This is a genomic window from Bartonella sp. SL317 (assembly GCF_059687655.1).
Genome location: NZ_CM185144.1, coordinates 1551449 through 1576003 on the forward strand (window position 1 = coordinate 1551449; position 24555 = coordinate 1576003).

At 39.7% G+C, this 24555-nt stretch carries 13 protein-coding genes and 3 pseudogenes; 12 read left to right on the forward strand and 4 right to left on the reverse strand.

The window, feature by feature from the left end; genetic code table 11:
- Positions 1-12: 12 nt before the first annotated feature.
- Positions 13-1176 carry a YbfB/YjiJ family MFS transporter gene (locus tag AC6ER9_RS06420; protein WP_497073962.1) on the forward strand — a complete coding sequence of 388 codons (1164 nt, stop codon included), beginning with the start codon at positions 13-15 and terminating at the stop codon, positions 1174-1176.
- Positions 1148-2983 carry an FAD/NAD(P)-binding protein gene (locus AC6ER9_RS06425; protein WP_497073963.1) on the forward strand — a complete coding sequence of 612 codons (1836 nt, stop codon included), beginning with the start codon at positions 1148-1150 and terminating at the stop codon, positions 2981-2983. Before AC6ER9_RS06420 ends, AC6ER9_RS06425 begins: the two co-directional genes overlap by 29 nt.
- 666 nt (positions 2984-3649) lie before the next feature.
- On the opposite strand, the pseudogene AC6ER9_RS06430 reads toward AC6ER9_RS06425, so the two are convergent.
- Positions 3650-4069: pseudogene (locus tag AC6ER9_RS06430) on the reverse strand (DUF3987 domain-containing protein); the annotation flags it as partial.
- Positions 4070-4401: 332 nt separating this feature from the next.
- Positions 4402-4826 (reverse strand): annotated as a pseudogene (locus AC6ER9_RS06435) (restriction endonuclease); the annotation flags it as partial.
- Between the two features lie 899 nt (positions 4827-5725).
- Between AC6ER9_RS06435 and AC6ER9_RS06440 the strand changes: the two are divergent.
- The 10 genes and pseudogenes from AC6ER9_RS06440 (at position 5726) to AC6ER9_RS06485 (ending at position 20333) form a co-directional block, all read left to right on the forward strand.
- Positions 5726-7528, forward strand: a complete 1803-nt coding sequence (locus tag AC6ER9_RS06440; RefSeq protein WP_497073945.1) for a ShlB/FhaC/HecB family hemolysin secretion/activation protein — start codon at positions 5726-5728, stop codon at positions 7526-7528.
- 39 nt (positions 7529-7567) lie between these two features.
- Complete coding sequence (locus AC6ER9_RS06445; RefSeq protein ID WP_497073964.1) at positions 7568-15586, forward strand: hemagglutinin repeat-containing protein; 8019 nt, start codon at positions 7568-7570, stop codon at positions 15584-15586.
- Positions 15583-15983, forward strand: a pseudogene (locus tag AC6ER9_RS06450) (hypothetical protein). Before AC6ER9_RS06445 ends, AC6ER9_RS06450 begins: the two are co-directional and overlap by 4 nt.
- A gap of 12 nt (positions 15984-15995) precedes the next feature.
- The gene (locus AC6ER9_RS06455; RefSeq protein WP_497073965.1) at positions 15996-16760 is read left to right on the forward strand and encodes a filamentous hemagglutinin; all 765 of its coding nucleotides are present in this window, start codon (positions 15996-15998) and stop codon (positions 16758-16760) included.
- Entirely contained in the window at positions 16757-17164 is a 408-nt protein-coding gene (locus AC6ER9_RS06460; RefSeq protein WP_497073966.1) for a hypothetical protein, read from the forward strand. The genes AC6ER9_RS06455 and AC6ER9_RS06460 overlap by 4 nt, the downstream gene beginning before the upstream one ends.
- 132 nt (positions 17165-17296) lie before the next feature.
- The gene (locus AC6ER9_RS06465) at positions 17297-17941 is read left to right on the forward strand and encodes a filamentous hemagglutinin (protein WP_497073967.1); all 645 of its coding nucleotides are present in this window, start codon (positions 17297-17299) and stop codon (positions 17939-17941) included.
- Positions 17938-18342: a hypothetical protein gene (locus AC6ER9_RS06470; protein WP_497073968.1), complete on the forward strand. Its 405-nt coding sequence runs from the start codon at positions 17938-17940 to the stop codon at positions 18340-18342. Before AC6ER9_RS06465 ends, AC6ER9_RS06470 begins: the two co-directional genes overlap by 4 nt.
- A 12-nt stretch (positions 18343-18354) precedes the next feature.
- Positions 18355-19119 carry a filamentous hemagglutinin gene (locus tag AC6ER9_RS06475; RefSeq protein ID WP_497073969.1) on the forward strand — a complete coding sequence of 255 codons (765 nt, stop codon included), beginning with the start codon at positions 18355-18357 and terminating at the stop codon, positions 19117-19119.
- On the forward strand, positions 19116-19529 hold the full coding sequence (locus tag AC6ER9_RS06480) for a hypothetical protein (protein ID WP_497073970.1): 414 nt from the start codon (positions 19116-19118) through the stop codon (positions 19527-19529). The genes AC6ER9_RS06475 and AC6ER9_RS06480 overlap by 4 nt, the downstream gene beginning before the upstream one ends.
- A 12-nt stretch (positions 19530-19541) precedes the next feature.
- The gene (locus tag AC6ER9_RS06485; RefSeq protein WP_497073971.1) at positions 19542-20333 is read left to right on the forward strand and encodes a filamentous hemagglutinin; all 792 of its coding nucleotides are present in this window, start codon (positions 19542-19544) and stop codon (positions 20331-20333) included.
- A gap of 2292 nt (positions 20334-22625) precedes the next feature.
- Here AC6ER9_RS06485 and AC6ER9_RS06490 read toward each other — a convergent pair.
- Together AC6ER9_RS06490 and AC6ER9_RS06495 are read right to left on the reverse strand one after the other, a co-directional pair.
- Positions 22626-23828, reverse strand: a complete 1203-nt coding sequence (locus AC6ER9_RS06490) for a pyridoxal phosphate-dependent aminotransferase (RefSeq protein WP_497073972.1) — start codon at positions 23826-23828, stop codon at positions 22626-22628.
- 321 nt (positions 23829-24149) lie between these two features.
- Positions 24150-24359 (reverse strand): cold-shock protein, encoded by a 210-nt coding sequence (locus tag AC6ER9_RS06495; RefSeq protein WP_100128310.1) that lies wholly within the window; start codon positions 24357-24359, stop codon positions 24150-24152.
- Between the last annotated feature and the right edge of the window lie 196 nt (positions 24360-24555).

Consider the following 24555-nt stretch of genomic DNA (forward strand, 5'->3'; position numbering starts at 1 on the left):
GCTAATATAACAATGAATAAAACGGTCAAGTACGTATTGAGTGGATTTGCGGCATCCTTGGTTGGTATAGGTTTATCACGCTTTGCTTATACGCCTGCAACTCCTTATCTTATAAGTCAAGGTTGGCTTGATGAAAATCATATTTTTTGGGTAGGTTCTGCAAACTTTTTAGGTTACTTCATCGGTGCTTTTTCATCCCCTTATATTTTACGCCTCATTTCTCCAAGATATGCATTGAGATTAGCATTCTTCATGAGTGCGCTGTCTTTTTTATGCTGTTGCTATCCATATGGAAGCTTATGGTTCATGATATGGCGTTTTATTGTAGGCTTGTCGGGTGGGGTTTTAACAGCTGTGGCTGCTCCGACTTTGTTACCGGCTATAGGTCCAAAAGATCGCGCTCGTTCTGGTGGTATAATGTTCTCAGGAGTGGGGTTAGGCTTGCTATTGTCTGCTTTGTTTACACCTATGATAGCAAGTATTAAAGTATATTATTATTGGGGTGCACTCTTTTTGATCACTCTTATATTTTTTATAATAACCTACCAGTTTATTCCCAACACGAATTTTAAGCACATTAAAAAGTCGTATAAGTCTAAGCGAATAGATTATTTCATATATCTAACATATGGCATAAATGCTGCAGCGTTGATGCCATATATATTATTTCTTGTGAATTTTGTTTTGCTTCGCACAATACCATCGGCCTATTTTTCTTCTATCATTTGGCTAGTTTATGCCTTTGGTGCGTTTTTAGGAGCCATAATATTGGGCATAGCAGCCAAGAAAACATCGTATTGCTCAATGATCTTGTTGATGAATTTTGTGCAATTATTTGCTTCGCTTTTATTGCTATTATTCCCTGATTTAAAGATCACGTTGTTACTATCGGCTCTTATTATGGGTGCCGCTACCCCTGGCATTGTACCTTTATATCTTGGTTTAATAGGAGAATTGTCTTCGTCTGATCTACAAATTCAGCAAATTATCTGGAGCAGAGCAGTGTCAGCATTCGCCTTATCACAAGCAATAGCTGCGTATATATTTACTTGGCTTTTCTATATAATAGAGGATTATATCCTAATATTCTCTATTTCATCATTTCTTTTTTTTATTCTATGCGTGTGGTTTATACAGGAAAGACACTATGGCTACAAACAGAAAAAAAATCATTAATTGTGCTATCATTGGTTTTGGAGCCCGTGGCATTAGTTTTTATGAGAGGATAAATGCCTATGCTCGTCGTTATATAAGTAGTGTGCATATAAACCTGACAATATTTGATCCCAATGAACATGGTTGTGGATCTCATTCGCCAAGACAAGCAGATTATCTATTAGTCAATACAGTTGCATCGCAAATGACTATGTTCTTAGATAAAACTTGTGAAGTTTCTGGCCCATATACCAACGGACCATCATTTGCTCAATGGGCTAAAGATACAGGTATCCGTAAAATAGGTTCTAACTTCTATCATATGGCTGAAGACTCAGATGTTGGAACACCTATAGACGATAATGACTATCTATCACGTGCTGAATTAGGGAATTATTTACAATTCGTTGTAGATCAATTGACAGCAAACAGACCGCGTAATGTAGATGTGTCTATTATAAGATCTCATGTGATTGATATTAAGCCATTATCAGAGCGTGAATTTATTGTTGTGGTAGATGGGGATTATAAGCAGTCCTTTGAATTTATATTTATGACTACTGGGCATGGTACGAATATACTTACAGAAAATGAGCAACAAAAAATAGATTTTGTTTCTTCAAATAAGCATAAAAATCCCAACTTAGGATTTATAAGATCTCCTTATCCTTTATCCATGATAGAAAGTATTAGCCCTGATGCTCGAGTGCTGGTGCAGGGTATGGGACTAACGGCGCATGATGTTATAGCTGAGCTAACTGTTGGAAGAGGAGGCCGATATAAAGAGAACAGAGGCCGCTTGGAATATATACCATCAGGGCGAGAGCCTGTTATCAGTCTCTTTTCAAGACAAGGGCTTCCATTTTCTTCTAGAGCCATAAATGAGAAAGGGACCTCTGAGGCTTATACAGCTGAATTCTTTACATTAGATTACTTCAAATCTCTGCGACAGGAAAAAAAGAAATTTGATTTTTTTGAAGATGTTCTTCCAGTCTTGAAAAAGGAGATGTTGAGAGCATACTATCATGCCGTGGGTAAGACTACGTGCATTGATTATGAAGATTTTAGGAAAATTGACGAAATATTATATCCTTTACAAGGCGTTGTATTCAAAAATTCTGTTGATTACAAACGATATATCTATGAATTTTTGGAAGACGATCTCAAAAATGCTTACGCAGGAAATGTTTCTGGCAGTGTCAAAGCAGCAGCTGATGTCTTGAGAGATGTGCGTGATACCATGCGCTATTGCGTTGAATGGAGTGGTTTGACACCAGACTCGCATGCTCGTTTTGTAAGTGACTTTGTCCCTATTATGAATCGTATAGCTGTCGGTCCGCCTTTAGTGCGGAACAGGCAGTTACTCGCTTTAATCGATAGTGGTTTACTTCGCGTAGATCTTGGTCCTTCACCTATTTTAGGAATTGACGAGAAAAATTCTGTTTTCCGTATTGTTGGTACTTTCTCAGAAGAAACAACGACTCAGGTCGCAGATGTTGTTATCCAAGCAAGGATAGATCCATTTGACATAAATCTTGAGCGCTCACCATTAATCAGAAATCTCTATAGTAAGGGTTTTATCACAGAATATGCAAATGGAGACTATCATACTGGTGGCTTGAATATTGACAGAAATTATAACATTATTGATCTCAATGGAGGTGCGAGAAAAAATGTGTGGTCGTTGGGTAATCCAGTTGAAGGTCCTTGTTTTTTTACCTTTGTTCTGCCACGACCAGGTGTGAACTCTCGCTTTCTGTTAGATTCGGATAAATGTATCCAGCAGATGTTTAATGAAATAGAAGTGAATTATATCACATCTATGTAAATTTAATCCCTCAAAAAGTGTCTGGAGGCGCTAAGTAAACAGTTAAGCGTGATAAGGATATTCGGCAGCGTTTTATGGGTAACTCTTATGTTGGTGATTGGTAAAAGGAAGTAAATTGTCAATAAATTTAAGAAACCGTTACAAGAACGGGTAACTGTTTGTGTGTGGGGATATCCTGATTGAGGTGAAAAGGATAGAAGTTTCGCTCCTGTATTCATGCTTATGGATATGGGAGCGATTCTTGAAATAAAACCATATGTGAAAAGCGCTGAATGTTGGTTAAACTAAGAGAAACTACATGAGGTTAATATTCATGTAATGAGTTGATTTATAATGATAAATCATCACTGCACACCTTGAATCATAATCTCGAATATTGTAAAATACTCTTATTTAAAATTTCTTAAAATGAATTTTATAAATTATGCTTATTAACAGCAGAATAGTGGAATTTACTTTTTATTTTACACATCGTTTAAGACAAATGCACTATGTGTTTTAAAAACATTAGAATGAGTATTTTGATAAGTTTTCATTACTTTCTTTGTAAGAAAAGTAAAAAGTATAAAACGCCCCCTAAACCTTAAAAATCAATGGATGGAGAATGTTTTGAAGACTTCATTTTATGAATACAAGGTTATATGATTTATCGGAATTTAAAATTGTTCATTGTGGTGTCTTATTACTTTTCACGCAGGGATTCCATTCATAGCGGATGGTAGTTCGACCGCTTTTAGAGTTATTATCGTTTGCTATTTCACGAATATAATTACAACGACAGAAGAGCTCTAAAGTTTGTTTAACGGCTTGATTGTCTTTTAAACATTTCCAATTACGTTTATAAACATCACGTGCCGTAAAAACATCGGGTAAACAATCACAGCATTTGACAATTAATTTTGCACGCTCTGCTATCAATGTATCTCTCGCCGCATAAAGACGTTTGATATGATTTAACAGATATTTTTCCCAACTCAACGCTGTTTGAAGGGCTCCTTTACTGATTTCAAAACCTCCCCCTTCGGACAATGCAAAAATCAACGCAAGGGTTGTTATGGTCTTTGGCATTTTCAAAACATGCGATTGTAAACTTTCTGAGAAATGACCACCTTTTGCTTCTCTATGAAGATTTTCTAGCCATTCATATGTGTTTAAGCAGAAAAACGCATGGTCATGGGGTGTTTTGGTTAACCAATAAGTTTATCATAAATAGAACGAAAGGTCCCTTGATATTTCCCCATGCCTTTTGATTGGGAGCTCTATCAACAGTTGTAGTGAGTTCTTTTAATTCATTGGCACGCTTAATCTCTATAATCTCAATCGTATGACTTATGTCTTGATTTAGGATTATCTTGTTAAGGGTTACCTCAAAATTCTCATCATTAGAAAGCAAAGTATTGATCACTTGCCAGACAACACTGTATCGCCTGTTCCTTAATCATTGCATTTACATTGTCACTTAATTCACCTTCAATGCTATCCACCAGAATACGAGGGGTGAAGATTTTTTTTGCCAGAGGCCGCGATAAAACTATCAATATCTTCTTTTTTAATGATGAGAGAGGCATCATAGCATTTACATTGAATAGCCGCCAAATCTCCTTTATCACGGATTTTCGCCACCAGATCAATACCGATATCACGTCCATCTTTATCATGTTCTTGCGCCCAGTCAAAATAGCTTTTAACCTTTTCATACCGTCCATAATGCAATGGGTCTTGCATAAGATAAGCCATAAGAAGATTTTCAAACAGAGTTCCCAATTCACGGGGTGATTTTTCTTGTTTTACGACAATATTCCAACAGAGAGCTTAGTGAGACTTGTTTATTATCAGACTTAATAGATTACAACAGAGCTCCATTTCATAACGGCATGGTCAACTCCTACCAAAATGAAGCTTATTAAATACGTTTTGAATGACGATAAAAATGGAAAAAAAGTGCTAAAAAGCTGCTATTTTTTTCAAAAGAGTTTTTTTTAAGACTGCTTATCAACAGCCTATGACACATGGTTAGATCAGCAAAATAGTAAAATTTTCTACTATTTCACGTGTTCATTTAAGACAAATGCACCATGTTCTTTTAAAAGATCATAATGATTATTGTGAAGCATTTTATCACACATTTTACAGAGAAGTTTTGACGGTTCAAAAAAAGTTACCCCCCCCCTTAAAAATTATATCATTGCTTAAATTTCAAGGTTGTATTGTTGATATGGGGATATATTTTATAAAGATTGTCTTATTAAGATGATAATATATTGAACTCTCATAGAGGGGCTAGAGTTAACTGACAAAACTTTTTTACAAAGTCACACAGATCATTTTGGGGGAGAAAGGTTCCTTGATGAGAATACCATAATAAAGAGTTTTGCGTGATTATTTTAAAGACTTCAAAAGAGATTTTTTGTTTTTTATTGTGATTTTTCATCAAAGGATGTGCTTGATAGCATGATGTACAGTCTCTTTATGCAAAGCTATAGTATAAGAACTGGAAAGAGTGTTTCTTCTCTATGATTTATGGAGATATTGAGGCATTGAACATTGACTTGTTAAACAGTTTTGGTTAAAAAAACTATCGTATATGTGTGCGGGGAGAGGTCTTCAGAAATAAACATTAGAATTTTGACGCAATTTTTACTTGGATGCAGCGATGTGCTCTGTTGTTAGAAATCGTCATAGAATAATGAGTGTTTTGAATGGCATGCTCAGAGGATTATGAAGCGATATAATGCTTCATAAATGATAAAAGCGGGGGGAAATCTATTGTTATTTATCTTTTTACGTCGAGAGCGTTTTTTAAGGCTTTTTCTAGCCATTTTAGTGTTGTTTAGCATGTTTCCTAGCGTCATTGTTTATGCGCGATCACCGGCTATTTTTCATTCTCCAGCAGATAATTTTTCTCGTCAACAATCTGAGAAGCAGCAATTAGAAAGAATTGATAATTTACGTGCCTTAACGCCCAAAGGCATTCCAACGCCTTTTGAAGAAAAGCAGGGAGCACTTTGGGGCAGTGGATACTGTTTTCCAATTCATGATATTATTGTTGATGGGGTCTATCATATTAAAAAGCGTGCTATAGCCGCGGTAACAGATCCTTATGTTGGAAGATGTATCGGTCTTGCTGATATTCAGCTTTTAATCAAGCAGTTAACTAAGGTTTATTTAGATAAAGGCTATGTTACGGCGCGTTTTTATATCCCCGATCAGGATATCAAAAACAGCAAGATGCTCAAATTTGTTGTTATTGAGGGCAAGCTGTCAGAGATTTATTACAATGGTTTACCGGCTTTACCGCATAATCATGTTGTATGGAGTGCTTTTCCGGGGTTGAAAGGGCATATTCTCAATATGCGCGATATTGAGCAGGGACTTGATCAAATCAACAGGCTTTTTTCAGCACACGCTAAAAGTGAACTTCTTCCAGGGGGTGAAGAGGGGAGCACAATAGTGAATATTAACAATAAACCGGATAAAGCTTTCAAGGTTACAGTTTCCCATGATAATTTAGGACAATCCTCAACGGGTTATGCGCGTTATAATGCGGGCTTAAAGTTAGAAAATATTTTAGGGTTCAATGATGCGTGGGATTTTAGCTATCAACGCAGTCAATCAGATTCTTTGGCAGATTACTGGGGTGGAAGCGAGCAAGAAGGCCATAGCAATAACATTTCAGCAAGTGTGAGTATTCCCTATGGTTATTGGACTTTTGGTTTAAATGGCTATGCTTATAATTATCAAAGTATTATCAAGGGCAATTTTTCGGATATTGAAACGACGGGGGATTCCAGTGAGTTACACGCCAGTATAAGCAGGGTACTCCACCGTGATAGTGTTTCACTGACGACTTTGAATTTAGGTCTTTCCTATAAAAGAACCAACAACTACCTTCTTGGCAATAAGATTGAAGTGGGGAGTCGTCAATATAGTGTTGCCAATTTTGGGGTATCGCATTCTCGCCAAATGTTAGGGGGGACTTGGACTTTTGATATCAGTTATTTGCAAGGACTTCCTCTTTTTCATGCAGTTAAGAAATATGCTCCAGGAGCAGGAGATGCAGAGCCCGAATTTGCCAAATTTACTGGTACGATCAATGTTATGACTCCCTTTAAAGTGAACGGGTGGAATTTTGTCTTAAGTAATCTTTTGAGTGGGCAATATTCACCGCATAATTTATTGGCTGCAGAGCAGATTTCTGTGGGGGGCTTTTCAAATGTTCGTGGCACGCGTGAGAGTTTGATTTTTGGCAATAATGGTTTTTTTACCCGTAATGACTTGATGCTGCGCACCATTCCGTGGCGCAACAACGCGACACTCAAAAAGGTTTTGGGTGAGTTTCGTCCCTATATTGGTTTGGATTATGGTCGTGTTTTTGCACAACCTTTGTACGGTTTTAAGAGTGAAGAACTTGCTGGTTGGACAGCGGGTGTCAAGCTTGCGGGGGGTATGGTTTCTCTTGATGCCAGTTACTCCAATATTTTGTGGAGCACAGTTGAGCATAAAAAGTCAGGTACATTTTTGATGACATTAACAATGGATCTTTAAAACAACAGATCTTGAAGGATAGCGATGGGGAGATAAAAGATGAGAGATGAGAAGAGAGAACAAAGAGCAGCTTTATTAGGTATTTTAGTTTCTAGTACGATGCTCAAAAAGGTTTTGTTTGGGGGAATTGGTTTTTCTAGTTTGTTAGCACCTTCAGCCTTACAGGCGCAAATTTCGGTTGACTCTCACGCCAATGCAGCTCATCGTCCAGATATTGTGGCAGCGCCCAATGGGGTTCCTTCCATTGATATTGTAACCCCCAACAGCTCTGGTTTATCGCACAATAAATATTATGATTTTAATATTGGTCATTCTGGGGTTATTTGGAACAATCACGCGCAGGAAGTTGGGCAATCGCAATTGGGAGGCATTATGCCGGGTAATCCCCACTTGCGTGTTACGGGTTCAGCGAAAGTGATTTTAAATGAAGTCACCAGTGGTAAGCGCAGTGCGTTGAATGGTCCAGGAGAGGTTTTTGGGCGCCCTGCCGATGTGATTATAGCCAATCCCAATGGGATAACTTGTGATGGTTGTGGGTTTATCAATACGCCTCATGCAACATTAACCACCGGTGTTCCTGAAGTTGATGCTTCTGGTTTTCTGAAAGGTTTTGCGGTCAGGAGTGGGGATATCACTTTTGGTCCACACGGAGCGAATTTTTTCTCAGGCCGAGGGGCTGTTGATATTGTTGATATTGTTTCACGTACAGTGCATTTTGAAGGTCCTGTTGCGGGAAAGGATATTGGGGTTTTTGCTGGAACGGGAAGTTATGATTATATTTCACGGGAGATGAAAGAGCTGACCGATATTACTGGTAAACCAGAATATGCGATAGATGGGTCTGCTTTGGGGGCGCTACAGGCGGATCAGATTAAACTTGTGGCAACAGAAAAAGGTGTTGGGGTTCGTATGCGCCATGATATGGCGGCCAATGCTGGGCAGTTACATCTTTCTGCGGATGGAAAAATCTCTCTACAGAGTGCCTTTGGTCATGGGGGTGTTTCCATAAAATCGAAAAACAAGAGCGTTTTGGCAAAGAATATCGCCTCTAAAAAGCATGTTGATATTGCGGCTCACCAGGATGTGACGTTAGAAACCGTTGGGGCTGAGGGGCATTTGACAGCAGAGGCAGAGGAAGGGCTTTTGACCATTGCAGGGCAAGCAACCTCTGGGGGCACTATGAAACTGTCTTCACGCCATGCTATCAAAGTCTCTGGGCTAGGATCAGGGGCCGATATGGCATTTGAAACGGGTGGTGATCTAACCATTGGGGGCACTGTTTTAGCTGGAGGCACTTTAAAGGCGCAGGCTGGTGGTGATATACAGGGGCACTTTTTAGCCGGTGGGGTGGATATGGCAGCGACCCAAGAGGCTGGGAGCCTTGTTTTGGGCAGCCAAAGGGGTGTTGATCTCCAAAGTGTCAGGGGTGTTATAAATGCAGAAAACATTTATGGCGCAGGGGATATTACTTTAGGCTCTCATAAGGGGATATTTGTTTCTCAAACTCTTCTCTCACATCACGATGTGGCTCTTCATACGCAATCTGATGCAGTGATAAATTTTGATCAATTGATTGCTTATGGCAAGGCGGATATCCGTGGTGGAGCGGTTGGCTTTTCTTCGCTGATGACAGGCAGCGATGCAATTTTAACGGTTGGGAATTTGGATGCTGGCACCTTGATGACCGGTGTTGATTTTGCACTGAGTAGCTCAGAGAATATTGTTTTGCATGAGCAAGGCTCTCTTTCTATTACAGCGGACAAAGGTATCAAGGTTGGGCAGATTGCCAGTGGGGGTAATATTGAACTTTTTGCCGGCAACGATATTTATTATGACAAGGTTATCGGGTACGGCACAGCAACATTAACATCGCTGTCAGGGGGGATTAGTGTTGAGAATGTACTGTCTGTCATGGGGGATGTGCGTTTGAAAGCAATAACACTGGATTTAAGCAATAATCGGTCTCATATTTACACGCCTCAAACGCTGTATTTAACGGCAGATCATATTGATGTCTCGGGTAGCCAGTTGACGTATGGTGGGTTAGATTTTAACAGCACAAACGCGCTTGATATTCACCATGCATTACTCAGAGCCATTACGGATGAAGGCGGGACGGGAGATATTCTGTTTACGGCTCCAAGCGTTATGGCTGATGAGGCAACATCAGTTTTAGCGGCAAAAGATTTTACCATCAAAACAGGGGAGCTTAAGAATAGCGGTCAATTGGCAGCGGGGCAGAATTTAGCCTTTCGCGTGACAGGGGATGTGATCAACAACAAAACGGGGCTAATCTATGTGGGGGGCAATGGGGCTTTACAAGTTGATGGGGCTTTGTTGAATGATTTTGGTGCCATGATGGCAGAAGGTGATTTATATTTCACCAATGCAGCAGGCACAGGAAAAAGCATTTCTCTTGTCAATAAAGCAGGCTTGATTCAGGCAGGGGGAAAGTTATTAATCCAAACCAATACTTTGAAAAACGAAGCCGATAGCAAGCCTGAAAAGAAGGAAAAAACGGAAAATAGCGATATTTCTTTCCAAAGACCAGAGGGGGCTGATAGGCTCAGCGATGGAATGTTATATCAGGCTGGACCCAATCTTTGGGGCAAGGGGCATGAATATCAATACGATAATGGGCTTTGGAAAGGACACTTAGAACTTTATTTAGATAATCCACTTTGGAATAATAAAGAAGGAACCTATGGCACAATAACTTTGCAAGATGGAACAGTCTATAAGGCTTTTACGTGGAAACATAATGAGACAAGAGAAAACATAAAACAGTATCGATGGAATGGTAATAGCTGGGGATCATGGTTCTTTCCAAACAACAACTGGTCTCATATGACAGAAAAAATTGTCACGCAGAGTTTTTCGCATAAACCAGCGGTTCAGGGGATGATTCAATCTCACGGTAATCTTATCATTAACGCTGAGAATATTGAGAATCACTACAGCATTATAAAAGCAGGGGGCAATGCGGATATCCAAGCCAAGACGCTGACCAATTTGGGGACGACAGCTTATAAAAATACCTATCTCGGCTGTCAGGCTCATACGGATGCCTATTGTTATGCCTATAACGCTGATGGTAGTCGTAATACGAGTCTCGACATAGCAAATGGCAAGAATCGCCAAACTGGCTCAGAAGTTCTCGATACAGTTTCTGGTCTTGTTCAGGCAGCAGGTATGTTGAATCTGGTGGTTGATCAACTCAACAACACGGCTGTTGAGGGGTCCATTACGGGGGATGCACATTTTGAGGCGAAGGCTGTTTCGGGCAATCCGCTAGAGGCATTGAACGGTTTGACCGCAGGAGGGGCTCTTTTTACCCCCAAAGTGGACATCAATGGGGCAGGGGAATTGGCTGATGGGTTGCCTTTGCCAAAGCCCCAATCGGGGGGTGTTGGGGGGACTTTGCCTCAACAGAATTTCATTTATGAAACCAGGGCAGATTTCCTTGATGTTGGTAAGTTTTATGGATCGGCTTATTTTTTAAACAGAATTGGGTATAAACCAGATCGGGAGATTTTTTTCTTAGGGGATGCTTATTTTGAAAAGCAACTGATTGAAAAACAAATGCGTGATCTTGTGGGGCAAGGTTTAGGCAAAGGCTCATTTATTCCAGGAAGTGACGCCATTGAACAAGTCAAGAGCCTGCTGGATAGAGGGGCAGACTATGCCAAAGCCCACAATCTTGCCTTTGGTGAGCCTTTAAGTAAAGAACAATTGGCAAATCTAGAAGCGCCGATGGTGATTTATGTTCGTCAACAAGTAAAGGGCATGGAGGTCTATGCACCGGTGCTTTACATTCCAGAAAAGGATAGAGCTTCTTTTGTTTCTGCTGGTGCTTTGATCATGGGTGAAGATGTCAATATGACCAGCAAAGATGTGGTCAATTCAGGGCGGATCAGTGCGACCCACAATTTATCTGTAAAGGGTGAGAATATTTTAGGGCAAGGGGGGCATTTTGCCGCCGGAAATGATGCTGTTTTGCTTGCAGAGAACACTATTCGTTTGGAGGCAGGGCGCACAAGCGTTGATGGTGTGGAGACAGTGTTAAACACCAATGCCTTGTCTGCTGGGGGCAATGGGGCCGTGATAGCCAAACAAGATATCACAACCTCAGGGGTGAAGATCACCACAGGGGGTGATCTTGCCATGTCGACAGAACAAGGAAACTTGACCATAGGGTCAGCAGCCACGCATCATGATGATGCACAGGGTGATGCGATAATGCATCATCAATCAGAAATTCATTCAGGGGGCTCAACAACACTCCTCTCCGGAAAAGATTTGAATATTCTAGGCTCTGAAGTTCAAGCTCATGATGATTTGCACTTACAAGCAAAAGAAAATGTGTCGATTGATGCGACGCGCAACAGTGCGAATCAGCATCGGAGAGATCAAAACTCTCATGTTGCGGTGCACAATGGCTCTCATTTAAGTTCTGGTAAAGATACCACGGTCATATCCGGAAAAGATATCCATGTTTCTGCGTCCAGTATAGATGCGAAAGGCAATGTGGATCTTGGTGCCCAAGGGAATATCACGATAGGGGTGAGAAAAGATGAAAGAGACATGCACCTTCAAAATAAAAACACCAAAGTTGACAGTTCTCTGTCCGTTGCGGTTGGCTCTTCGATCAATGCTGGCGGAGATATTACCGCTGTAGCAGGGCAGGATGGCAAAGCGCATGATCTCACCATCACGGGCAGTGCTGTTACGGCTGATGGCAAAGTGGGCTTGAAAGCCAGCCAAGATGTTCTGCTCAACAATGCGGAAAATAGTCTCAATTACGAGATGTCGTACCATAAAAAGGGTGGCGTGTTCAGCAGCAGCAAATCTGGGCATAGCAAGATTGATGCGACCCAAGTGGTAGGTTCACTCGTATCGGGGGGCAATGGTGTTGCCATTGACTCAGGACGCAACACGGAAATTGTTGCCTCGACGCTTACAGCCGGCAAGACAGAGAAAACGCGAGATCAGAAACAAGCGGATATTACGATTCACGCTGGGGAAAAGATGATCATCAAAGGCGTACAAGAAAACTATGATCAGCAAGCACAATCGTCTAAAAGTGGACTTTTCAGCAGTAAATCTTCCAATACAGCTGAATCCCATACCACAACGGTTTCCTCTATTCTTGGGGCAACGGGCAATATTGTGTTGGATGCAAAAAAAGACGCCACGATTACAGCTTCTCATATGATTGCCAATGAAGACATCAATGTTACAGCAGAAAATGTGACAATTGATGGCATGACAGACCATCATAAGAGCCATTCAGAAACCCATAAAACGGGTTTTGGTGTGGGGTCAGGTAAGGGCTTTGTCTCAATTTATGGGAGTGAGGGAAAGACAAAGAATGAAGAAAGTTTTGAGCATCAAGGCTCTTCGCTCAATGGAAAAAATATCACCATTACCGCTAAAAAGGACGATGTGACAATCGTGGGTTCTGATTTTACCGCACAGGAAAATATTAATGTTTCAGCAGCCCATGATATTAATGTATTACCGGGGCAGAATAGCCATAGCACAAACTCAAAAGAAGAGCGCTCAGGCTTTGGCATTCAGTTTGACAAAAGCCGCACCGGTGTTTCTGTCGGGCTTGGTGTTGCGGGTGCGAAGGATAAAGGTGATCAATGGGAAAAGACCAATACACCCTCCAGTTTCCACGCCGGCAATGATGCAAATTTTAAAGCCGGCAATGATGCAAATTTAAAAGCGACAAATGTTTTGGCAGAGCATGATGTGAATATTGATGCGGGCAATAACGTGAAGCTTTCAGCAGTGCATGATGTTGCCAAGGGCAATGAAAAACATGAAAAGTTTTTTGCTGGTGTGACAGGATCTGTCAATGTAGGGATATTAGGTGATATACAAGACGTGAAGGATGCAGGCACACGTTTTGGTCATGGGGATATAAAACACAAAATCGGCAATGGTTTGATTGCTGGCTTGAAAGGCTATGATCTCTATAATAAAGGCAAAGGTCTCTATAGTGGGATAAAGGGGGGCGCAACCCCAAAAGACATTCGCAATGCTCTTGATGTCTCAGCCAGCATTACGGCAGGGTTTCAATCAAATAAGGCAGAGGCATCGTATCAAACTTCCAATGCGCTCACAAATAACATACAAGGGGGGCATGCTATTAACATAAACGCTGACAAAGGCAACATCTATGGTGAAGGGGTTAATATTATTGCAGGCACAAACCCTCTGATCAATGATGAACAGAGCGGCAATATTAATCTGACAGCGGGGCAAGATATCATTCTTGAAAGTGCACAAAACACACAAAGCACACAAAACAACAATGAAAACGCTTCCATGAATGTTGGCTATACCTATGGCACCAGTGGTCATGGCTGGATGGGCAATGCTTCCTTTGGGAAAGGCAAGGGCTCTAGTGATGAAGTACAGCACAAGAACAGCCATGTTGTGGGCACAGGCACGGTTCATACTAGCAGTGGAAAAAACACCACACTGAATGGGGCCGTGGTTTCTGGAAACCATGTAGAGATGGGTGTTGGGGGCGATTTAACCATTACCAGCCAGAGTGACACGATGCAAAGTTCCAGCAAGCAGAATTCCTTTTCTGTTGGCTATAATGGTGGAAAAAAGGATGATAAAGCTTCAACCAATATTGCCTTGAATAAGGATAAATCCTCTAGCAATTATCACAGTGTTGTAGAACAATCAGGCATTAAAGCGGGGGCGGGCGGCTACGATATCAATGTTAAAGACAAAACAACACTGACCGGAGGCATTATTGACAGCAGCGCATCGGCAGATAAAAATAGTCTGACAACAGGCACCATTACAACCAGTGATATTATCAACAGTTCTGAAGCGACAGCCAGCAGCAAAGGCCTTAGCATTTCAACGGGGGGGCCGATGAATCAAGGCAAATATAGCGTTGCAAAAAACATTACCAAAAATATCTTAGATCATTCCAAAGTCAAGGATTCTGAGGACGGCTATACCAAATCGGCCATCAGCAATGGCACCATTGTGCTCACCGATGAAGCAGGGCAGAAAGCATTAACGGGGCAAAATGACGAACAAGCCATTGCTTCCCTTAATCGCGATACCGTTAACGCCCATCAGGGTGTTCAACAGCTCGATGTTGCCAAGCTGGAACAACTCGTCCACGAAAACCGTGAGATGGCTACGCAATTGCTGGAGGAAGGGTTTAAATACAGTGATAACTCCTATAAAACCATGTTTCTTAAAGAACACCCCATCGCTGTGGTGGATCGTGATGAAAATGGCAACACAATCTATAAAACAGATGAAAATGGGGTACCTCTAAGAGATGCCCGTGGACAACCAATTCCTGAGTTTCATTATTTAACGGAGGAAGAAAAACAGCATTTACAGGAAGGGGCTGATGGCAAGGTCCATGTGTCCCTCAATGGTATCTTTACACCACCCTATGAAGCTGCTGTTTATGCAGAACAACATGCGAAAGATAAAAATGCACCGCTTTATTTTGTTGTGTTTCCCCAAGCCGATTCTGCCATTTCAGAACTGCTGATTGCAGGCTATCAGAAGTTTTTTGAAAATAACTTTTGGGGTCTGACCAATTCCACACAAGAAGCAAAAGATCTGATGTCTCGCTATGGGAACACAGGATTACATTTTGATGCCCACAGTCGTGGCAGTTTGACAAATTCTAACATGATGAATTCTTTCAAACAAGAAGGTGTCCACGGGATAGCCAATAATACGACGATCAGTTTCCATGGACCGGCAGCAAATGTTTTGGCAGCAGCCAATCTGTTAAGGTATTTGAGTAATGGCCAACAAACCACTATTGGTTTTGATGGGCATAAATATGACTTTGTAAGCCGATGGATTGGTGGCAATGACTATACTTACGAGACAGCACCTGCTGACAGCAACTGGTGGAAAGAAGCATGGAAAATGTTCTCAGATCCCGTCAGTGTCCATACATGTCTTGGAAATGCGAGTCCAGAATGCCAAAAGTTTTATGGCACATCTCATTTAGAACAATTTCCTTTAAAGAAATCAGGGAGTAAAAAATGAAACAAACTTTAAGGCTATTAAGCACTATAATTTTATTGATCATAACTGGATGTCAATTTAACAAGCCTCCTCCAGGAGAGGTGGCTACGTGGGAGAAGTCAGGAGCAGGTTTTACAGAGGTAGGAAAAGCCTTGTTAGAATGTGGCATGCCAAGCCTTATTGATGCCGATTCAGAAAACAGAAAACTCAGTTACAATGCATGGGCAACTATTGATGCCTGTATGGTTCAAGCAGGTTTTCGTGATAAAGTGGGGGGGGGACTTGGTGTGAAAATCATAAAGCTGAAAACTTGCCGATTTGTCGTCCAAGTGCTGTCATCCCCCAGCCAAGTGTCAAGAGGCGCTTAAACAGCCCTTATTGTAAAAAATATAAAAATGCACCTGAGTGCAAACCTTAAGCATTGCTTGTGATGGAAACAATCCCCACTTTCATGTGTTCGCATGATTGTGCGGGATTGTTCCTCCCATTTCATTATTTAACGGAGGAAGAAAAGCAACATTTACAAGAAGGGGCTGATGGCAAAGTGCATGTCTCCCTCAATGGTATCTTTACTTCACCAGAGGCGGCAGCCGGATATGCCGTGCAACATGCGAATGATCAAAATGTACCGCTTTATTTTGTGGTGTTTCCCCAAGCCGATTCTGCCATCTCAGAACTTCTGATAGCAGGCTATCAGAGGGTTTTTGAAAATAACTTTTGGGGGCTGACCAATTCAACACAAGAAGTAAAAGATCTGATGTCTCGCTATGGGAACACAGGATTACATTTTGATGCCCATAGTCGTGGCAGTTTGACAAATTCTAACATGATGAATTCTTTCAAACAAGAAGGTGTGCATGGAATAGCCAATAATACGACGATCAGTTTCCATGGACCAGCGGCGAATGTTTTGGCAGCAGCCAATCTGTTAAGGTATTTGAGTAATGGCCAACAAACCACTATTGGTTTTGATGGACATAAATATGACTTTGTAAGCCGATGGATTGGTGGCAATGGCTATACTTACGAGACAGCACCTGCTGACAGCAACTGGTGGAGAGAAACATGGAAAATGTTCACAGATCCCAACAGTGTTCACACATGTCTTGGAGATGCGAGTGATATGTGCCACAAGCTTTATGGCACATCTCATTTAGAACAATTTCCTTTAAGTAAATCATGGAGTAAAAAATGAAACAAACTTTAAAGCTATTATGTGCTGTAACTCTGTTGAGTACATCTGGATGTAATCTTTTCGATACGCAATTGGCTTTGGATATGTGGGCAAAGCCAGGAGCAGATCAACTTGAGGTAAAAAAAGCCCTGTTAGAATGTGGCATGCCAAGCCCTTACAATGATAGTATGGACTCAGAAGGCTTAAGCATGAATGCAAATGCTGCGGTTCGTATGTGTCTTGTGAAGTCAGGCTTTTATCATAAACTTTTTAATGTTGGATTGAGAGACCGGTGTCATAATTATAATGCTGAAGATCTTCCTATCTGTGTTCCTGGTGCTGTTATCCCAAAGCGCAGTGTCGAGAGACGTTTAAAGAGCGCTTATTGTCAAAAATATAAAAATGCACCTGAATGCCAACCTTAAACATTGCTTGTGATGGAAACAATCCCCACCTTCATATATTCCCATGCCAGTGCGGGATTGTTCCTCCCATTTCATTATTGAACGGAGGAAGAAAAGCAGCATTTACAGGAAGGGGCTGATGGCAAGGTCCATGTGTCCCTCAATGGTATCTTTACACCACCCTATGAAGCTGGTGTTTATGCAGAACAACATGCGAAGGATAAAAATGCACCGCTCTATTTTGTTGTATTCCCCCAAGCCGATTCTGCCATCTCAGAACTTCTGATAGCAGGCTATCAGAGGATTTTTGAAAATAATTTTTGGGGTCTGACCAATTCCACACAAGAAGCAAAAGATCTGATGTCTCGCTATGGGAATACAGGATTACATTTTGATGCCCATAGTCGTGGCAGTCTGACAAATTCTAACATGATGAATTCTTTCAAACAAGAAGGCGTGCATGGGATAGCTAATAATACGACGATCAGTTTCCATGGACCAGCGGCGAATGTTTTGGCAGCAGCCAATCTGTTAAGGTATTTGAGTAATGGCCAACAAACTACAGTTGGTTTTGATGGACATAAATATGACTTTGTAAGCCGATGGATTGGTGGCAATGGCTATACTTACGAGACAGCACCTGCTGACAGCAACTGGTGGAAAGAAGCATGGAAAATGTTCTCAGATCCTCGCAATGTTCATACTTGTTTGGGGAGTGCGGATGATGTGTGCCATAAGCTTTACGGCACATCTCATCTAGAACAATTTCCTTTAAAGAAATCATGGAGTAAAAAATGAAACAAACTCTAAAATTATTGAGTGTTGGTATATGGCTATTAAGTATGGCTGGATGTTATTTAGGTACACCTTCTACATCATCTTTGGATGCGTGGGAGAAGTCTGGTGCAGATTTTACAGAGGTAGGAAAAGCCTTGTTAGAATGCGGAAAGCCAACTCCTTATGATGTCGATCCAGAAAACAGAAAGCTAAGCATTAATGCAAAAGCAACAGTTTATGCCTGTATGGTTCAAGCTGGTTTTCGTGATAAAGTGGGGGGAGGAACTTGGTGTGAAAATTATAAAGCCGAAAACTTGCCGATTTGTCGTCCTGGTGCTGTCATTCCACAGCCAAGTGTCAAGAGGCGCTTAAACAGCCCGTTTTGTAAAAAATATAAAAATAGCCGTAAATGCCAACCTTAAACATTGCTTGTGATGGAAACAATCCCCACTTTCATGTATTCCCATGCTTGTGCAGGATTGTTCCTCCCATTTCATTATTTAACGGAGGAAGAAAAGCAACATTTACAAGAAGGGGCTGATGGCAAAGTGCATGTCTCCCTCAATGGTATCTTTACACCACCCTATGAAGCTGCTGTTTATGCAGAACAACATGCGAAGGATAAAAATGCACCGCTTTATTTTGTTGTATTCCCCCAAGCCGATTCTGCCATCTCAGAACTTCTGATAGCAGGCTATCAGAGGATTTTTGAAAATAACTTTTGGGGTCTGACCAATTCCACACAAGAAGCAAAAGATCTGATGTCTCGCTATGGGAACACAGGATTACATTTTGAAGCCCACAGTCGTGGCAGTTTGACAAATTCTAACATGATGAATTCTTTCAAACAAGAAGGTGTCCACGGGATAGCCAATAATACGACGATCAGTTTTCATGGACCAGCGGCGAATGTTTTGGCAGCAGCCAATCTGTTAAGGTATTTGAGTAATGGCCAACAAACTACTGTTGGTTTTGATGGACATAAATATGACTTTGTAAGCCGATGGATTGGTGGCAATGGCTATACTTACGAGACAGCACCTGCTGACAGCAACTGGTGGAGAGAAACATGGAGAATGTTCACAGATCCCGTCAGTGTCCATACTTGCCTTGGAAATGCGAGTGATAAGTGTACATGGCGCTATGGCACATCTCATCTAAAACAATTTCCTTTAAAGAAATCATGGAGTAAAAAATGAAACAAACTTTAAAGCTGTTAAGCACTATAATTTTATTGATCATAACAGGATGTCAATTTAATAAAACTCCTGGAGGTTATTTGAGTGCGTGGGAGAAGCTAGGAGCAGACTTTACAGAGATAGGAAAAGCCTTGTTAGAATGCGGCATGCCAACTCCTTATGATGTTGATCCAGAAAACAGAAAGAATAGCATCAATGCTAAGGCAGCAATCTATGCTTGCATGCTTCAATCAGGATTCCGCTATAAAGATGAAGAGGTAGCAAGAGCGGGTGGGCCATGTTATACTTTTAGAGCCGAAAACTTGCCGATTTGTCGTCCAGGTGCTGTCATCCCACAGCGCAGTGTCAAGAAGCGCTTAAACAGCCCGTTTTGTAAAAAATATAAAAATAGCCGTAAATGCCAACCTTAAACATTGCTTGTGATGGAAACAATCCCCACTTTCATGTGTTCGCATGATTGTGCGAGATTGTTCCTCCCATTTCATTATTTAACGGAGGAAGAAAAGCAACATTTACAGGAAGGGGCTGATGGCAAGGTCCATGTGTCCCTCAATGGCATTTTTACACCACCCTATGAAGCTGCTGTTTATGCAGAGCAACATGCGAAGGATAAAAATGCACCGCTTTATTTTGTTGTGTTCCCCCAAGCCGATTCTGCCATCTCAGAACTGCTGATTGCAGGCTACCAGAAGTTTTTTGAAAATAACTTTTGGGGTCTGACCAATTCCACACAAGAAGCAAAAGATCTGATGTCTCGCTATGGGAACACAGGATTACATTTTGATGCCCATAGTCGTGGCAGTTTGACAAATTCTAACATGATGAATTCTTTCAAACAAGAAGGTGTGCACGGGATAGCCAATAATACGACGATCAGTTTCCATGGACCAGCGGCGAATGTTTTGGCAGCAGCCAATCTGTTAAGGTATTTGAGTAATGGCCAACAAACCACTATTGGTTTTGATGGACATAAATATGACTTTGTAAGCCGATGGATTGGTGGCAATGACTATACTTACGAGACAGCACCTGCTGACAGCAACTGGTGGAAAGAAGCATGGAAAATGTTCTCAGATCCCGTCAGTGTCCATACATGTCTTGGAAATGCGAGTCCACAATGTAGATATGATTATGGCACATCTCATTTAGAACAATTTCCTTTAAGTAATGGAGATTACGCATTATTTCATACTTTTGTTTATCGCGTTCTTTAATGGGGGCACGACCCTCATGCAAAACAGAACGCTATTGGTTTGCACATTCACGGGCTTGTTTTAAAGAGACGTTTTTCAAAGCGCACGTCACACCCATTTCACGACGACACTCATGAATAGTATAACGATAAATCCATCTCTTTACAAAATGCTTTGCCAAACAATAACCATAACATAATTGACTTTGCACTTGCTTATTCTTGCTGGGAGGCGTACGTTTTCGGTTATGTCATATTAATAAATCAGATTGAGGGTGATATCTGGGCCATTCTTGGTTCGAGAATAATGAAAGGTCGATGGGTTATTATAATAGAGTTTCGTGTATTCTTATCATTTGAAGCATTAGACATTTTAAAACAAGCACGCTTGCTTTTTCGCAATGGTTTCCTTTTATCTCGAAACGGTTGTGGTCCCCTTGCTGATAACTGTAAGCCAAATTATATGAAAAAATAAATTTGGAGCCTGCCCCATGGTTTTTGTTCTAGTTTACATTGGGATTGATTTGCTAAACAACCGATAAATCTTATGAGATTGCTGAAATCATTTTAGGTCATACGGTAGAAAGTGTTCATATGGATAAATATTTTTTAGAAAGGCATAGAAAGAAATAACATGTCTTTTATAAATGCTCTTAAATAGTGAAGGCTTACGAATATTGACAACAGATAATTGTATAAGGGTAACCTCTTTCTATTTAATTAAAGAGAGTGGAATATAATTGAGAGTAATTTAAAGCTATGTGTTTAATGCATAGCAGATACGCTTAAGTCTTTATTGTGCTTTTTCTTATAAAATGACATAGAATGTTATCTCTTGATTATGTTGCCTCCCATTGCATTTTCTTGAGTGTTCCCTTACGAAGGTCTATCAGATTAAGTTTATCTCTGAAGATTTTCCAAATTTGCCGGACATTTGTCCGGCTTTTTTTTAACTTCTGAGAGAATTCCCTGAAATTGCAATACATGTGAATATTGATAACAAAAAATTTCACAATTTATGGATATCCAGAAATTTTTTAGGAATACTAAAGTTCAATAAGGAATTTGAGAGAAATTTATTCTGTTGTACTACGAAAACTCTGTCTTTAGGGGTGTAATATAAAACATGTAAAAATTTTACATGAAGTGTCTTTTATGAGAGTACGAGGTAAGTATTAATGGATTTTTCGTAAATACTATGAAATAAATCAATTTATTAGTAGATATAACTTAAGAAAAATTGAAATATTTACACAGCTGAACAAGATAAGCTCTTCTTCAATTTAAGCCGAAGAGGAATTTAAGGAAAAGAAAAGGTTTAATTTAGGGGAATTTAACTGTAAGAGTGATAATGTTTAAAATTATAAGATATTTTTTAGTATTGTAAATGAATATAGAAAAAAATTATCACTTCTCGTGATTATTTAAGTAATATATTTTCAGTATGTTTAATGTTTACTTTATCAATGGATAGTATAGTGTAAAAAATTTAACAAATAATATAAGTTTTATTGTGTAAAACTATTTTTCTAATCATGAAGAAGCACGTTGTCCATGAGAATTCTTTTATCAGCTTTCAATCATTGTGTAATCTTTTCATTTGAGAGAGAAAGATATTTGGACTCTTTTTTTTAGTGTTTTGGTCCATAGATCTAGTCTTTTTTTGATGAGAAAAATAACGATTTTTATTAGTTTCAGATGAATAGATCTGAAAATATTGCAAGAGGGATAACGCAAGTTAAAAATCAATAAATATTTTCTATATATCGTTTATTATAATTTTGAGATATATGTTCAAAAATGATAAAAAACTAAATTTTTTAATGTATAAAGATATCTCTTTTCTAGAAATCTTTCTGTATATGGAAAAAACATTGATGATAATTCAATTAAAATTTGCGAGAAGAATGCTTTTGCCTGTAAATTAAAACAAAATATAGATATCGTGAGCTTTATCTGAAATTTTATTTTTTACCGTACATTTATAACAACAAACGCAATCATCACTTTCTAAGTGAGGAGAGGACAAACAAAATAATTTCTTAATTTGAATTTCCCCATTAATCTTGAAATTTATGTTTTCGATAGGGAAAGCTAAACAGTTTTTTTATCTCTCATGACGATAAACTGATCATTTATTTGATTGTTGGATTTTTTTAATCTTTATATGCAGCTTTTATTTTTATGTTATGTTTATTCATGCATATTTTTGCTAAATCGATAGGCTCTATCTTTAATAAATAGAGCTTTCGATATTTTCTTAGATAGATTGATATTCGGCAAAAAATGATCACAAGAGATGATGTTAAAAATTTCAAATTAAACTGTTGCAAAAGCGTTGGATACGTGTGCAAGCTTCTTCAAGTAATTCTTCTGATGCTGCATAAGAAATACGAAAAGCAGATCCAAGCCCAAAAGCCGATCCTTGGACAACAGCAACCGCTTCTGTTTCTAGAAGCGCTATAACAAAATCTTCATCATTCTTAATACATTGGCCGTTCGGTGTTTTCTTGCCAATAAGTTCTTCACAAGAGGGATAAACATAAAAAGCACCTTCGGGTGTTGGGCAATGAATTCCAGGAGTTTGGTTTAGCATGGAAACAACGAGATCACGACGTGCTTGAAAAATACTTTTATTTTTAACAATAAAGTCTTGCGGCCCATTGAGTGCCTCAACAGCAGCCCATTGTGAAATAACACTTGTACCAGATGTTTGCTGACCTTGAATGATATCCATCGCTTTAATGAGTTCTCGTGGTCCACCGGCATAACCGATCCTCCAGCCCGTCATCGCATAGGCTTTAGAAACACCATTCATTGTGAGTATACGCTCATAAAGTGCGGGCTCTATTTGAGCAGGCGTTACAAAGCTAAAACCTTCATAGGTGAGGTGTTCATAAATATCATCGGAAAGGATATAGACATGAGGATATTTTATTAAAACATCCGTGAGGCTTTTCAGTTCATCATATGTATAAGCGGCACCTGATGGATTTGAAGGAGAGTTAAAGATAAACCATTTTGTTTTGGGGGTAATGGCTGCTTCCAGCTCTTGTGGTTGGAGCTTATAAGAAAGTTCGGCTTTTGTTTCTAGAAAGACAGGTGTACCATCGTTAAGAGCAACCATTTCTGGATAACTTACCCAATAAGGGGACGGAATGATGACTTCATCTCCTTTATTCAAAGTTGCCATCAATGCATTAAAGAGAATTTGTTTCCCACCGGTCCCAACAATAATTTGTTCTGGTTGGTAAAGAAGGTTATTTTCTCTTTTAAACTTTGCAGAAATTGCTTGGCGCAATTCTGGAATTCCAGATATAGGAGGGTATTTTGTTTCTCCCCTTCGAATAGCTTCAATGGCCGCGTTTTTTATGTTATCTGGGGTATCAAAGTCTGGTTCTCCAGCACTTAAAGCAATAACATCGCGTCCTAATGTTTTTAAGTGACGGGCCTTTTGGGAAGCAGCAATTGTTGCAGAAGGTTTGATACGAGAGAGCTTGTCGGCAATAAAAGCCATAATTTAAAATCCTTATATTATATCAACAAATGGTCATTTGCTTTAAGGATATTCTATAAGAGATTATATTGTATGCAATAAAAAACTTCTAAAATACTTTGATACGTATTTTTGTAGTATTATTTTTTAAGAGTTTTAACTAGAAATCTTCACTTAAGGATTATAAAAGCTTTAGAAGAAGGATAGGCAAAGTGTTATAAATTTGACAGAGGAGATAAGAGGTTTTTATTTTAACAGGGTTAATTTTGTTTTATACAAATAAAAAAAATCTTCGTCACTACAGACGAAGATTTTTAAATAACATATTGCAGAATTTAAATTTTAAAGAGCTGCAAGGTTTCCAGCGGCAAATTTTCCTGAACGACGATCTTGAAGAACATCATAAGAAATTTTTTGCCCTTCATTAAGATTACTTAAACCAGAACGCTCAACAGCGGAAATGTGTACAAACACGTCTGCACTGCCATCACTAGGCTGAATGAATCCGAAACCTTTTGTTGTATTAAACCACTTAACTGTTCCTGTAGACATAGGAAACTCCTTAGATATATAATTATATTGCATACTGAAGTTATAACTCTCCAATACAGTTGTAGATCGAAATTAGGTGGGAGAGGTTTCGTCAAAAGTGCAGAACGCACAGGAAAGAAAATCACGTAACCGAAAATTCGATAGGACTCATATAAAAGTTTTTAGAATAAAAAGCAAGCTTTAATTGCCATTTTTA

What these genes read in the sequence shown, in the direction of transcription:
- AC6ER9_RS06420 (WP_497073962.1), top strand. Translation starts at nt 13, where the DNA reads ATGAATAAAACGGTCAAGTACGTATTGAGTGGATTTGCGGCATCCTTG.
- AC6ER9_RS06425 (WP_497073963.1), top strand. Translation starts at nt 1,148, where the DNA reads ATGGCTACAAACAGAAAAAAAATCATTAATTGTGCTATCATTGGTTTT.
- AC6ER9_RS06440 (WP_497073945.1), top strand. Translation starts at nt 5,726, where the DNA reads ATGATAAAAGCGGGGGGAAATCTATTGTTATTTATCTTTTTACGTCGA.
- AC6ER9_RS06445 (WP_497073964.1), top strand. Translation starts at nt 7,568, where the DNA reads ATGAGAGATGAGAAGAGAGAACAAAGAGCAGCTTTATTAGGTATTTTA.
- AC6ER9_RS06455 (WP_497073965.1), top strand. Translation starts at nt 15,996, where the DNA reads ATGGAAACAATCCCCACTTTCATGTGTTCGCATGATTGTGCGGGATTG.
- AC6ER9_RS06460 (WP_497073966.1), top strand. Translation starts at nt 16,757, where the DNA reads ATGAAACAAACTTTAAAGCTATTATGTGCTGTAACTCTGTTGAGTACA.
- AC6ER9_RS06470 (WP_497073968.1), top strand. Translation starts at nt 17,938, where the DNA reads ATGAAACAAACTCTAAAATTATTGAGTGTTGGTATATGGCTATTAAGT.
- AC6ER9_RS06475 (WP_497073969.1), top strand. Translation starts at nt 18,355, where the DNA reads ATGGAAACAATCCCCACTTTCATGTATTCCCATGCTTGTGCAGGATTG.
- AC6ER9_RS06480 (WP_497073970.1), top strand. Translation starts at nt 19,116, where the DNA reads ATGAAACAAACTTTAAAGCTGTTAAGCACTATAATTTTATTGATCATA.
- AC6ER9_RS06485 (WP_497073971.1), top strand. Translation starts at nt 19,542, where the DNA reads ATGGAAACAATCCCCACTTTCATGTGTTCGCATGATTGTGCGAGATTG.
- AC6ER9_RS06490 (WP_497073972.1), bottom strand. Translation starts at nt 23,828, where the DNA reads ATGGCTTTTATTGCCGACAAGCTCTCTCGTATCAAACCTTCTGCAACA.
- AC6ER9_RS06495 (WP_100128310.1), bottom strand. Translation starts at nt 24,359, where the DNA reads ATGTCTACAGGAACAGTTAAGTGGTTTAATACAACAAAAGGTTTCGGA.